Annotated in this window: 11 protein-coding genes; 5 read left to right on the forward strand and 6 right to left on the reverse strand. The window is 74.0% G+C overall.

The features are described 5' to 3' along the window. Positions 1-47: 47 nt before the first annotated feature. Positions 48-2132: a YhgE/Pip family protein gene (locus ACFYU0_RS24600; RefSeq protein WP_389304190.1), complete on the reverse strand. Its 2085-nt coding sequence runs from the start codon at positions 2130-2132 to the stop codon at positions 48-50. Beyond that, a complete protein-coding gene (locus tag ACFYU0_RS24605; RefSeq protein ID WP_389304192.1) occupies positions 2104-2958 on the reverse strand; it encodes an ATP-binding cassette domain-containing protein in 855 nt (284 codons plus the stop codon). The genes ACFYU0_RS24600 and ACFYU0_RS24605 overlap by 29 nt, the downstream gene beginning before the upstream one ends. A 166-nt stretch (positions 2959-3124) precedes the next feature. Here ACFYU0_RS24605 and ACFYU0_RS24610 point away from each other — a divergent pair, with 166 nt between their 5' ends. From ACFYU0_RS24610 to ACFYU0_RS24620, 3 genes are all read left to right on the forward strand, one after another. Next, positions 3125-3685, forward strand: a complete 561-nt coding sequence (locus ACFYU0_RS24610) for an SAV_6107 family HEPN domain-containing protein (protein ID WP_389304194.1) — start codon at positions 3125-3127, stop codon at positions 3683-3685. A gap of 179 nt (positions 3686-3864) precedes the next feature. Then, on the forward strand, positions 3865-4635 hold the full coding sequence (locus ACFYU0_RS24615; protein WP_351672769.1) for a methyltransferase: 771 nt from the start codon (positions 3865-3867) through the stop codon (positions 4633-4635). 276 nt (positions 4636-4911) lie between these two features. Further along, positions 4912-5298, forward strand: a complete 387-nt coding sequence (locus tag ACFYU0_RS24620; RefSeq protein ID WP_145875246.1) for a DUF3040 domain-containing protein — start codon at positions 4912-4914, stop codon at positions 5296-5298. A gap of 135 nt (positions 5299-5433) precedes the next feature. Here the strand turns inward: ACFYU0_RS24620 and ACFYU0_RS24625 are convergent, their stop codons facing one another. From ACFYU0_RS24625 to ACFYU0_RS24640, 4 genes are all read right to left on the reverse strand, one after another. After that, a complete protein-coding gene (locus ACFYU0_RS24625; RefSeq protein ID WP_389304196.1) occupies positions 5434-7824 on the reverse strand; it encodes a DUF3488 and DUF4129 domain-containing transglutaminase family protein in 2391 nt (796 codons plus the stop codon). After that, a complete protein-coding gene (locus ACFYU0_RS24630) occupies positions 7824-9182 on the reverse strand; it encodes a DUF58 domain-containing protein (RefSeq protein ID WP_389304198.1) in 1359 nt (452 codons plus the stop codon). The genes ACFYU0_RS24625 and ACFYU0_RS24630 overlap by 1 nt, the downstream gene beginning before the upstream one ends. Then, entirely contained in the window at positions 9182-10222 is a 1041-nt protein-coding gene (locus ACFYU0_RS24635; RefSeq protein WP_351670547.1) for a MoxR family ATPase, read from the reverse strand. Before ACFYU0_RS24635 ends, ACFYU0_RS24630 begins: the two co-directional genes overlap by 1 nt. Before the next feature lie 265 nt (positions 10223-10487). Beyond that, positions 10488-11033: a carbonic anhydrase gene (locus ACFYU0_RS24640; protein ID WP_351670544.1), complete on the reverse strand. Its 546-nt coding sequence runs from the start codon at positions 11031-11033 to the stop codon at positions 10488-10490. A gap of 384 nt (positions 11034-11417) precedes the next feature. On the opposite strand from ACFYU0_RS24640, the gene rsmH reads away from it, so the two are divergent. After that, the gene (rsmH, locus tag ACFYU0_RS24645) at positions 11418-12374 is read left to right on the forward strand and encodes a 16S rRNA (cytosine(1402)-N(4))-methyltransferase RsmH (RefSeq protein WP_389304201.1); all 957 of its coding nucleotides are present in this window, start codon (positions 11418-11420) and stop codon (positions 12372-12374) included. Between the two features lie 63 nt (positions 12375-12437). Further along, positions 12438-13016 (forward strand): septum formation initiator family protein, encoded by a 579-nt coding sequence (locus ACFYU0_RS24650; RefSeq protein ID WP_389304203.1) that lies wholly within the window; start codon positions 12438-12440, stop codon positions 13014-13016. The last annotated feature ends 5 nt before the right edge of the window (positions 13017-13021 follow it).

Consider the following 13021-nt stretch of genomic DNA (forward strand, 5'->3'; position numbering starts at 1 on the left):
GGCCCCGATTGTCACAGGTACGCGCGCGTGCGGGGACGTCCCGGGGATCACAGGCTCAGCTCCGGGTGCAGCCGGTCCAGCGTCCACACCTGGCGGCGCCGGGCCGCCAGGGCGGTCAGCGCGAGCGCGCCCGTCGTGAAGGCGGCCAGCACGCCGCACGCCTGCCAGACCGGGCCGAGCCCGCCGCCCGTGATCAGCCGGCGCAGGGCCTCCACGATGTAGCTCATCGGCAGGAACGGGTGGATGGCGTTGAAGAAGCCCGGGCTGGTCTGCACCGGGTAGGTGCCGCCCGCCGAGGTGAGCTGGAGCATCAGCAGCGCCAGCACCAGGATCCGGCCCGCCGCGCCGAAGCGGGCGTTGAGCCACTGCACGATCGCCGCGAAGCACGCCGCCACCAGGAACAGGAACCCGACCGTGCCCGCCGCCCGCGTCATCTGCAGCCCGACCGCCCAGTGCAGCACGGCCATCAGCGCGGCCGTCTGCAGCACACCCACCGCGGCCACGGGCAGCCAGCCGGCCAGCGCGATCCTCCAGGCCGGCGAACCGGCCGCGAGCGCACGCCGGTTGAGCGGCGGGATCAGCATGTACGCCACCATCGCGCCGACCCACAGGGACAGCGGTATGAAGTACGGGGCGAAGCCGGTGCCGTAGTTGGGCGCCTTGTGCAGGTCGTGGGAGGCGAGCTGGACCGGGTCGGCCATCACGCCGGTGCGCCGGTCGCGGTCCTGCTTGTCGTAGTCGGGGATCTTCTTCGCGCCGTCGTGCAGCCCGCCGGCCAGCCTGCCGGAGCCGTCGACCAGCTTGTACATGCCGCCGCTGAGGGTCTGCGCGCCGGACGCCGCGGTTCCGATGCCCTTGTCGAGCTTGTCCGCGCCGGTGCCGGCGGTGCCGATCCCGGCGTGCAGCTTCTTGGCGCCGGCGGCGACCTGGGCCGCGCCGTCGTTCAGCGCGTTGATCCTCTTGACGGCGTCGTCGACGTCCTCGTAGAGATGCGGGGCGCGCGCGGCGAGCGCCTCGGCCTGCTTCTGGAGCGTGGCGAGGTTGGCCCGCATGGTCTTCAGGGAGCCGTCCTGGTCGGCGATCAGCGTGTTGAGGTCGTCGGCCACGGTGGCCACGTCGGCCGCCGCCTGCTTGGCCTTCTTCAGGTCCGGGCAGGCCGGGTCGTCGATCACCGCCTTCTCGCAGCGGGTGCGGTAGACCTCGTCCAGCGCGGCCGAGGAGGCGTGGGCGGTCCTTGCGGCGCCGGGCGCCAGCTTCACCATGACCCCGAGGTTGCGCCGGACGGTCCTGGCCGAGTCGGCGACCAGCCGGGCGGTGTCCCCGATGGTCTTCTCGTTGTCCTTGAGGAACGGACCGGCCTGCTTGTAGACGCCGTTGACGTTGTCCGCGAGGGTCTGGGTGCCGTCCGCGACCCGCCGGGAGCCGTCCTCCACCCTGCCCGCGCCGGTGTCGAGCTTCTTGAGCCCCTTGGCCAGCTTGCCGCTGCCGCTCTTGGCGTCCTTCAGGCCGGCCGCGAGGTCCTTGGAGCCCTTCTCCGCCTTGCCGATGCCCCCCTTGAGGCGGTCGGCGCCCTTGGCGGCGGTCACGGTCTTGCCGTGGATGTCGGAGAAGGAGATGAAGATCCGGTCCAGGAAGGTCCGGGACGCCTTGCTGGAGGCGGCCGACCGGACCTCGTTGAAGACGGTCCGGGAGATCTGGCCGACGATGTAGTTGTTCGCGTCGTTGGTGCGCACCCGGAGCGCGCTCGTCTCGGGGGAGTCTCCGGAGCTGGACGCGATGCGGCCGCTGAAGTCGGCGGGCATGGTCAGCGACAGGTAGTAGGTGCCGTCCTCGACGCCCTTGCGGGCCTCGGCGTCGCTCACCTCGTGCCACTCGAAGGTGCGGCTGTCGCGCAGGCCGGCCACGATGTCGTCGCCGGCGGTGACCTTCTTCCCGCCCGCCGTGGCGCCCTTGTCGTCGTTCACCAGGGCGACCGGGATACGGTCCAGACGGCCGTAGGGGTCCCAGAAGGACCACAGGTACAGGGCGCCGTACAGCAGGGGCAGCACGAGCAGCGCGACCAGGGCGGCGCGCGGCAGCTTCCCCCGTCCGAAGCGCCTCAGCTCAAGCGCGGCCAGCCTGGGGGTGCGCATCCGCCTCCTCCTTCCGGTCGTCGTCGTCCGCAGTGTCCGCGGTGTCCGCGGTGTCCGGGGTGGCTTCAGGGGTGGCGTCGTCGGTCGCCGGGGCGCCGTCGCTGGCCGGCTCGGGCCCGTCGGCGCCGTCGCTCATCCCCGCCGCCGCGGTGGAGACGGTGAGGCAGTCCGCGGGGGCCGTGCGGCACACGGCCACCACCGTCGTGCCCGCGCGCGTGAGGGACCGCAGCAGGTCCCAAATGCCCTCGCGTTCGGCGTCGGAGAGCTTCATGTCGATGTCGTCCACCCCGAGCAGCCGCGGCCGGCCGAGGAGGGCGAGCGCGATGGACAGCCGCAGTTCCGCCGGCCGCTCCAGGTCCCGCACGGCGGTCCTGGACCCCTTGGGAAGCGTCTCCGGATCGAGTCCGGCGGCGGCCAGGGCCGCGTCGACGCGCAGCCGGGCCTCGTGGGCGCGGTCCCGGCGGGGCCGCAGCACGTCCCGCAGCGAGTCGCCGAACCGGTGCTGCAGCAGGGCCCGTTCGCGCAGGTGCTCCCCGACGGTCAGGGCCGGTTCCAGATCGGTGACACCGGCGACGTTGGCCACGGCGCCGACCCGGCGCACGGCGGCCATGTGCCGGGGGAGTTTGAAGCCGGCCACCGCGGCCACTCCCTCGGTGGGCTTCATCCGTCCGGTGAGCGCGAGCAGCAGACACGTGCGGCCGGAGCCGGACGGTCCCTCGATCGCGATCAGTGAGCCGGGCTCCGCGTCGAGCGTGACGTCCCGGAAGACCCACCCCCGGGGTCCCTTGAGCCCGAGGCCCTCGGCGATGAGATGCGCGCCGTCCACAAGCCTCCCCCTTGCTCGTCCTGTTTTTGCACTGACTGGTCAGTACAAAACTACTCCCGAACCCCTGATCGAAGCAAAGCGGCAGGTCAGAACGGATTGTCAGTGCCATACCTCACGATGGGCACATACGGCACCCGTGCCGTCACCAGACGACAGGAGGTTCGTCATGGCCAACCCGTCCGCAGCCGCCCGCCGGCGCCGCGCCACCGGCCCTGCCCCCTCACTGACCGGCCCGGCGAGCGACGTGCACCCCGTGCTCCGCCGGGCCACGGCCCCGCCCGCCGTCCTCGACCTGCTCGCCCAGGCCACCGCCGGACTCGAGGAGGCCGGCCGCCTTGAGACGCCCAACGAGCGTTACGCGACCGCCCATCTCGCCGCCCTGCGCACCGCCGCCGCGGTGCTCGCGGCCCGGGGCCGTCCCGAGACCTCCCCGCGCCGCCGGGCCCGCATCCGCAGCGCCTGGGAGGTGCTGCCCGAGATAGCCCCCGAACTGACCGAGTGGAGCGCGCTCTTCGCCTCCGGCGCCGCCCGCCGGGCCCGCGCCGAGGCGGGCATCCAGGGCGCCGCCGGCCGGCGGGACGCCGACGACCTGATACGCGACGTGGCGATGTTCCTCCGCATCGTCGAGCGGATGCTGGTGCTCCAGCCCGTCCTGCCCCGGCCCCGCCAGGACGCCGGGGAGCCGCCGGGCCCACCCGCCCGCGACGACCTCCCGGACGCGGGCTGACCTCGGCCGTCCGCCCTGCGAGACGGACACGGCCCACCCCACCGCGATGACCGGGTACGGCGGCGGAGGCAATAGGGTGGAGGCGCCTGAAGCCTTCCCTCCTCCCGCACCCGGGCCGGGGAGGCACCCCGTTCGCGCCGCCGGGCAACAGGCGGTGCCGCGCCGAGGAGTCAACTGCCGTGTCGGACCCGATGCGCCCCCGTTCCTCCCTCCGTACCGCAGTGGTCTGGGAGGTACTCCAGGACGCCCTCGACCGCCGGATCAAGGCCACGGGGCGGGAATCGCTGGACGTCCTCGACACCGGGGGCGGCAGCGGCAACTTCGCCGTGCCCCTGGCCGGCCTCGGCCACCGGGTCACCGTCGTCGACCCCAGCCCCAACGCGCTGTTCGCCCTCGAGCGCCGCGCCGCCGAGGCCGGTGTCGCCGACCGGGTCAGGGGCGTCCAGGGCGACGCCCACGGCCTGTTCGACGTGGTCGAGCGCGGCGGCCACGACGTGGTGCTGTGCCACGGGGTGCTGGAGTACGTGGACGACCCGGCCGAGGGCGTGCGCAACGCGGTGGCCGCGCTGCGCTCCGAGGGTGTGCTCAGCCTGCTCGCCGCCGGCCTCGGCGGAGCCGTGCTCGCCCGGGCCCTGGCCGGCCACTTCAAGGAGGCCAAGCAGGCCCTCCAGGACCCCGAGGGCCGCTGGGGCGCCGGGGACCCGGTGCCGCGCCGCTTCACCGCCGAGCAGCTCACCGCGCTGGTGGAGGGCGCGGGCCTGCGGGTCGGCGCCGTGCACGGCGTACGGGTCTTCGCCGATCTGGTGCCCGGCGTCCTGGTGGACACCGAGCCCGGCGCCATGGACGCCCTGCTGAAGCTCGAGGCGGCGGCCGCCGAGCTGCCCTCGTTCCACTCGGTCGCCACCCAGCTCCATGTGCTCGGCGAGACGCGGGCGGCCGCCGAGGCCTGAGTGCTCCCTGTGACGAGCCGCTGATCAGGGGCTCGGCGGCGGATGGAGTACGCCACAAGACACCCGATCGAGCGGTTTGCGCCGTATGATCGAGGTACGCCGTCCGGCATGACGGGTCGGCCGCCGGGGAATGGAAGCCTCAGCGAGCCGGGACGGCCAGGATGGATTCCGGTTGGCCAATTGGCGCAGAGGGGCGGGTTTCACGGGGGCGATTCCCTGCCTATCCTGAAGGGACCCCCCGGGTCGCCCCGGCGACTGCACGATGAGGAGGACTCCGTGCCGCTCTCGGAGCACGAGCAGCGCATGCTCGAGCAGATGGAGCGAGCGCTGTACGCCGAAGATCCCAAGTTCGCGTCGGCGCTTGAGGGAAGTGGGCTGCGGACGTACACCCGGCGGCGGGTCTACCAGGCGGTCGTGGGCTTCCTCGTGGGTATCGCGCTCCTCATGGCCGGAATGGTCGCGCAGCAGATCTGGGTCAGCGTGGTGGGCTTCCTGGTGATGCTCGGCTGCGCCGTGCTCGCCGTCACCGGCTGGCGCAAGGCGCCCAAGCCGGGCGAGCAGCCCGCGGCCGCCCCCCGCCGCCAGGTTCGGCAGAAGCGCTCCATGATGGACCGGATCGAACAGCGCTGGCAGCGCCGCCGCGACGAGCAGCAGGGCCACTGACCGCCCGCGCCCTACCGGGCCGCGCGGGCACGGAGGCGGCCGACTTCGGCGACGGACATGCGTGAGGGGTGACCACCGGACGGTGGTCACCCCTCACGCATGCCCCGGAGCCGCCGGCCGGCGGCTCCGCCGGTCTCAGCCCCGCTGGCCCGACGGCCGGAGCCACGACGGCCGGGCCGCCACCGCCCGCTCCCTGAGCGCCGCCCACCGGTCCGACGCCGCCCACAGCACCCGCACGGCCGAACGCGGCGCGAACAGCGCCCGCAGCCTCGTCCCCCGGCGCACACCTCCGTGCAGGGCGGCGACCACCCGGCGCACGTCCTCGGCGAGGCCCGCCACCGGCCGCGGCCGCGGCGCGTACAGCACCTGCTCCAGCGCGTCCGCCACCCGGTTCACCGCGGCCCCGGCGGCCGCGTCGAGACGGCCCAGCCGCACGATCCTGGCCGCCGCGTTGCGCGGGGTCAGCGACTCGTCGGGGAGGATGCCGAGGTCCCAGGCGCTGTCGGTCAGCTCCTGCCAGGCCAGCAGCGCGTGGGCGGCGGCGCCGTCCGCCGTCCGCGGGTGCCCGCCCAGCCGGACGGCGCGCAACCTGGCCCGCCACAGCAGCGGCAGGAACGGCAGCGCGAGCACGGCCAGGACACCGAGCCCGGTCAGCCCGAGCCACAGCAGGTCCCAGCCGCCGCCCCCGTCGCCGGGCCGCGCGACCGCCGCGGCCGGGCTGTCGCACGCCTCCAGCTTGCGCAGCTGCGCCGAGCAGCTCTCGCTCGGCGAGGCCGCGGCCGAGGGCGCCTGCGACGCCCCGCGCGACGGCAGGACCTCGTCGGGCTGCGACGTACCCGGCGTGTCCGACTGGGTGTACGAGGGCACCGTGCCCCGGGTCGGGGTCGGCTCGAAGCGGGTCCAGCCCACGCCCTCGAAGTACAGCTCGGGCCAGGCGTGCGCGTCCTTCAGCGACACCGAGACCGAGCCGTCCCCCTGCGGGGTGCCGGGCGCGAAGCCCACCGCGACCCTGGCCGGGATGCCCAGCGTGCGGGCCATCGCGGCCATCGCGAAGGAGAAGTGCACGCAGAAGCCCTGCTTCTTGCGCAGGAAGTTCGCGATCGCGTCCGGGCCCTGGCCGACCTCGACCTCGGTGTCGTACTGGAAGCCGCCGTTCACCGCGAACCAGTCCTGGAGCTTGACCGCCTCGTCGTAATGGCTGGAGGAGCCGGCGGTGATCTCCTCGGCGGTCCTGGCCACCACCTTCGGCAGCCTGGACGGAACCTTGGTGTACTCGCGCCGCAGGGCCGCGGGCGCCTGCGGGGCGTCGGCCAGTTCGGCGGCGGTCGGCCGCACGTCGAGGCTGCGCACCTCGTAGACCTCGCCGCGCGTGTTCTGGCCGTGGTCGCCGACGAGCGTCATGCCGACCGGCTCGTACCGCCAGTTGCCGCTGATGCTCACCCTGCTCGGCGGGTACGGCATCGGCAGCCAGTCCTGGGCGTACCAGTCCGCCGCGGTGATCCTGGTGCGCACCGTGCCGCGCTTGACGTCCGCGCCCAGGCCGGCGGGGGACGGGAGGGCGTCGGGCACGGCGACGATGTGCCGCTGGGACGGCTTCCAGGTCGTGCCGTCGAAGTCGTCCAGGGACACTATCCGCAGGTACATGTCCGACAGGTCGCCCGCCGTGGTCCGCAGCGACAGCACCTGGCGGTCGTTCTCCACGTTCAGGCTGTCGCGCAGCGACACCAGCGGGTTGACCGCGGAGATCGTGCCGCCCCCGCCGCGGCCCGCGCCGACGCCCGTCCCCGTGGCGTCCAGCAGTCCGCCCTGGATCGAGAACAGCGGGATGGCCGGCACCAGCACGGCGACGCCGAGGGCCACCGCGCCGAGCCGGCGCCCGGCGCGCACCGGCGCCACCGCCCCGCCCTCCGGCCCTCCCGGCTCACGGGAGGCGCCCCCGAAGACACGGCCCCACTGGGCCAGCCGGTCACGGCTCTCGGCGAGCAGCAGCATCAGATACCCGGCCGCCGCGAACAGGAAGGACAGCCAGTCGGTGCCGCTGTCGGACAGCCCGGCGGCCACCGAGTACAGCGCGAGCAGCGGCAGCCCGGCCGGGGCCGCGCTGCGGAAGGTCACCGCCAGGGTGTCGACCAGCAGGCCGATCACCAGGACCCCGCCGATCAGCATCAGCTCGATGCCGTCGGTGAGCGGCGCCGGTATCGCGTACCGGCTGACGTCGTCCGAGCCCTGCTGGAGCAGGTCGCCGAAGTACCGGAACGCCTCCGGGCCGGGGATCAGCCCGCCGGCCGCCTGCCGCCGGGCGAAGACCAGGGTCAGCAGCATCAGCGTGACCAGGGCCTGCGCCGCCACGGTCAGCGGCCGCGCCAGCGGCACCCGCCGGGCCGCCGCGCCCACCCCCGTCTGCACGCCGACCAGCAGGATCGTCGTGAACAGCCACGTCGGCTGGTCGACGAGGGGCAGCAGCGCGCACGCCGTCATCAGCGTGGCCGCGGCGGCGTACAGGGCCAGTCGGGCCCGCCCGCTCATCACAGTGCCTCCCCGCCGACGCCGGTCAGCCCCGAGCGCTCCCGGTCCGCCTGCCGCCACAGATCGTTCAGCGACGCTCCGCGCGGCACGCCCAGTGCCGTCCAGCCCGCCTCGCGGAGCATGCGCAGCCGCTCCCGGTGCCGGCCGCCGGGAGCCGGCGCACCGGTCGTGTCCCGCACCCACGCGTCCGGGTCCAGCACGAACGCCAGCGCTCCGCCGCTGCGCTGGCGCATCTTGGCGACCACCGCGGCCTGTTCCTCGTCCAGGTCGCCGAGGAAGGCCACCAGCAGTCCCTCGTTACCGCCGCGCAGCGAGTCGTAGGCCCGGGACAGGTTCGTGCCGTCGGAGTGGTCGATCACCGCGAGGGTGTCCATCATCAGCCCGGCCGCGTCCGCGCTGTCCGGGCCGCTGCCCGCGAACCCGTCGGCGCCCTCGCCGGGCACCGACGTGCCGCCGTCCGTCAGCAGGCGCACGGAGAAACCCTGTTCGAGCAGGTGCGTCAGGACCGAGGCGGCGCCGGAGACGGCCCACTCGAACGCCGAGTCGGGGCCCGCGCCCTCGTAGCCGATCGCCCGGGTGTCCAGCAGCACCGTGCAGCGCGAGCGCCGCGGCTGCTCCTCGCGGCGCACCATCAGCTCGCCGTAGCGCGCGGTGGAGCGCCAGTGCACCCGGCGCAGGTCGTCGCCGTACCGGTAGCCGCGCGGGATCACGTCGTCCTCGCCGGCCAGCGCCAGTGACCGCTGCCGCCCGTCGCCGTACCCCTTGGCCTCGCCGCTGAACCGGACCGGTGACAGCGGCTCCGTGCGCGGTATGACGGTCAGCGTGTCGTACGTCGAGAAGGACCGCGTCAGCTCGCACATCCCGAACGGGTCGGTCAGGCGCAGTTGCAGCGGACCCAGCGGATAGCGGCCGCGCAGGTCCGAGCGGACCCGGTACGAGACCTCGCGGCGCCCGCCCGGCTCCACCCGGTCCAGCACGAAGCGGGGCCGGGGCCCGAGGACGTAGGGCACCCGGTCCTGGAGCATCAGCAGGCCGGTGGGCAGCCGGGAGACGTTGTCCATCCGCAGGTGCACCCGCGCCTCGCCGGCGGCGGGCACGCGCGCGGGGGAGAGCCGGCGGCTGCCGGCCACCCGGTAGCGCGTGCGGTACAGCACGGCCGCGCAGAGCAGGGGCAGCACCGCCAGCAGCAGGCCGACCCGCAGCAGATCGCTCTGGCCCAGCACGTACGCGCAGACCGCGGCCGCGACACCGGCCGCGAGGAAGGAGCGTCCGCGCGTGGTGAGCCCCGCCAGGGCGGTACGGACGCCGCCCGCGTCCCCGCGGTCCGGCTCCGCCCGCCCCGCCCCCCCGGTGCTCATCAAAGTCCCCGCGGGGGCTGCTGGGGGTAGGCGGGCATGGTCCGGCCCAGCGAGCCGAAGCCGCCGTGCCGCTGCGGCGACGCGGGCACGGCGGTGTGCTGCAGGATCTCCAGCACCACCTGTTCGGCCGTGCGCCGGTTGAGCTGGGCCTGCGCCGTGGGCAGCAGCCGGTGGGCGAGGACCGCGACGGCGAGCTCCTGCACGTCGTCCGGGAGCGCGTAGTCCCGGCCGGCGAGGGCGGCGGACGCCTTGGCGGCGCGCAGCAGATGCAGGGTCGCGCGCGGGGACGCGCCGAGTCTGAGATCGGGGTGGGTGCGGGTGGCCGCGACCAGCTCCACCGCGTACCGGCGCACCGCCTCGGCCACGTGCACCCCGCGCACGGCCTCGATCAGCTTCACGATGTCGTGCGCGTGCGCCACCGGCTGCAGGTCCTCCAGCGGGCTCACCCCGCCGTGGACGTCGAGCATCTGCAGCTCGGCCTCCACGCTCGGGTAGCCGACGGAGACCCGGGCCATGAAGCGGTCGCGCTGGGCCTCGGGCAGCGGGTAGGTGCCCTCCATCTCCACCGGGTTCTGCGTGGCCACCACCATGAACGGGCTGGGCAGTTCGTAGCTCTGCCCGTCGATGGTGACCTGCCGTTCCTCCATGGACTCCAGCAGGGCCGACTGGGTCTTCGGCGAGGCGCGGTTGATCTCGTCGCCGATCACGATCTGGGCGAAGACGGCGCCCGGCTTGAACTCGAAGTCCCGGCGCTGCTGGTCCCAGATGGACACGCCCGTGATGTCCGAGGGCAGCAGGTCGGGCGTGAACTGGATACGCCGCACCGAGCAGTCGATGGACCGCGCCAGCGCCTTGGCCAGCATCGTCTTGCCCACGCCGGGGACATCCTCGATCAGCAGGTGTCCCTCGGCGAGCAGCACGGTCAGCGAAAGCCGTACGACCTCGGGCTTGCCCTCGATCACACCCTCCACCGAACTGCGGACACGCTCCGCAGTGGCGGTCAGATCCGTGAGGCTCGCTCGATCGTCATAGGTCGTCACCCGGCCCTCCTCGGCCCGTTCTTACTCGGGCCGACGCTCTGTGCTGCGAAACCGGCCCACCCCGAAACACGGGCACCGCGCCGGAAGGGTTCCGGACGACGCCACACCCCGCATTCTTGCCGCCGTTACCGATTCGTGTCACTCGCCTGTGGACAACTGCCCGCACTATGTCGGTCTTACGGCCTTTTCGGCCGCCGTTCTCCAGGTGCGGCGACGGAAGCGCCCGCGCGACGCGGGGTGCCCGGGGCGGGCCGGCGCGCCCTCGTCAGGCGGGGTCGATCTCGCGCAGTCGGCCGGTCCTGACGTCGAACACGAAGCCGCGCACGTCGTCGGTGTGCAGCAGGAACGGCGAGGTGCGCACGCGCTGCATCGACTGCCGCACGTCCTGGTCGACGTCCCGGAAGGCCTCCACCGGCCACGCGGGGCGCTGGCCGACCTCCAGCTCCAGCTCGTGCCGGAACTCCTCGGTGATGGACTCCATGCCGCATCCGGTGTGGTGGATCAGCACCACGCTGCGGGTGCCGAGCGCCCGCTGGCTGATGGTCAGGGACCGGATCACGTCGTCGGTGACGACCCCGCCCGCGTTGCGGATGGTGTGGCAGTCGCCGAGCTGCAGGCCGAGGGCCTTGTGGAGGTCGAGACGGGCGTCCATGCAGGCCACGACGGCGACACGCAGGACGGGCCGGGCGTCCATCCCGGGGTCGCCGAACTCGGCGGCGTACCGCTCGTTGGCCTCGAGGAGACGGTCGGTCACGGTGCCGTCACCCGCTATGGTTCCATCGGCCCCGTTGGCTGCTACAGAAGTCGTCATACCGAAGACCGTACTGGTCATCCCCCTTCCGGTCCTGCTGTGCAGAGCGGACAAAGAACGCCATTGTGGCTTGCTGTGAGCGACTCCACACGCAGCGCGAACCGCAATCGGGCCCGGTCGGGCGACGCGCAGGCCGGTTGATTGACCGCGCGACACGGTGGACTAAAGTGACGCGAAGCGGGAGGCGCGGCTCTCCCTGCTGGTGAATCCCCCGGAGACCCCGGCCCTCACCCGGACCGGCTCCCCACGTGCGCGGCGCGTACGTACGGCTCGGCCTCCTCCCGCTCCCGGCCGGCCGACGCTTCCGGCGCCGGCGGGCCTCCCCTTCACGGAGCGGGCGGGGACCCGGCGGTGCGTACGGCCCGCCGGAAACGAGAGGCCCCCTTGAGCGACAGTCGACACGTCCCGGTGATGCTCCAGCGGTGCCTGGACCTGCTGGCGCCCGCCCTGGAGCGGCCGGGAGCGGTGGTCGTCGACTGCACCCTCGGCCTCGGCGGCCACAGCGAGGCGCTGCTGAGCCGGTTCCCCGAGGCGCGGCTGATCGGCCTCGACCGGGACAAGGAGGCGCTGCGCCTGTCGGGTGAGCGGCTGGCGCCGTACGGGGACCGGGCCACCCTCGTGCACGCGGTGTACGACGAGCTGCCCGAGGTCCTGGACCGGCTCGGCGTCGCCCGTGTGCAGGGCGTCCTGTTCGACCTCGGCGTGTCGTCCATGCAGCTCGACGAGGCCGACCGCGGCTTCGCCTACGCCCAGGACGCCCCGCTCGACATGCGGATGGACCAGACGACCGGCATCAGCGCCGCCGAGGTGCTCAACACCTACCCGCCGGGCGAACTGGTGCGGATCCTGCGCGCCTACGGCGAGGAGAAGCAGGCCAAGCGGATCGTCTCGGCGATCGTCCGGGAACGCGAGAAGGAGCCGTTCAGCAACAGCGCACGGCTCGTCGAGCTGATCCGGGACGCGCTGCCGCAGGCCGCCAAGCGGACCGGCGGCAACCCGGCCAAGCGCACCTTCCAGGCCCTGCGCATCGAGGTGAACGGCGAGCTGTCCGTCCTGGAGCGGGCCATCCCGGCGGCGGTCAAGGCCATCGGCGTCGGCGGGCGGGTCGCCGTGCTGTCCTACCACTCCCTGGAGGACCGGCTGGTGAAACAGGTGTTCGCGGCCGGCGCCGCCACCACCGCGCCGCCCGGACTGCCCGTCGTGCCCGAGCGCTACCAGCCGCGGCTCAAGCTGCTCACGCGCGGTGCCGAACTTCCCACCGAGGAAGAGATCGCCGAGAACCGCCGGGCCGCCCCGGCCCGGCTGCGCGGCGCCGAGCGCATCAGTGAGGACGCCGAGTGAGCGGAACGGGTCGGCTGGGTTCCCGGACTCACCCGTCGGCGCACCGGAGCCACCGGAGGCCCAGTGAGTAGGAAACCCGAACTGAGGGGGAGGGCCGCCCGGCTCGCCCGGCTCCTCCCGGCCGGCCGCGCCCGAGCGGCCCGCGCCCCGTTCGTCCTGCTCGTCGTCCTGCTGCTCGGCGGCGGCCTCATCGGGCTGCTGGTGCTGAACTCCGCGCTCAGCGAGGGCTCGTTCCGGCTCGACGCCCTGCGCAAGCAGACGAAGAGCCTCACCGACGAGGAACAGGCGCTCCAGCGGGACATCGACGGCTACTCGTCCCCCGACGCCCTCCAGCGCCGCGCCCGTGAACTGGGCATGGTCCCCGGCGGCGACCCGGCCTTCCTTGACCCCGGCGGAACCGTCCGGGGCGTACCCGGCGCCGCGAGCCCCGAACCGGCCGCCCTCGAGGGCCAGGCCGCCCCGCGGACCGTCACCCCCGCCGCCGGCCCGCCGTCCTCGCCGGCGCAGAGCCCCGGCGCCACGGCGCCCGCGGGCCCGACGCCCACCCCCGCGGCCCCCACCCCGGTGACCACCGATCCGGCAGCGGCGGTGGCGCCGCTCTCCACCCTCCAGCCCGCCCCCACCCCGACCTCCGGCAGGTGACGGAA

Source organism: Streptomyces sp. NPDC003720, assembly GCF_042875075.1.
Classification (GTDB): domain Bacteria; phylum Actinomycetota; class Actinomycetes; order Streptomycetales; family Streptomycetaceae; genus Streptomyces.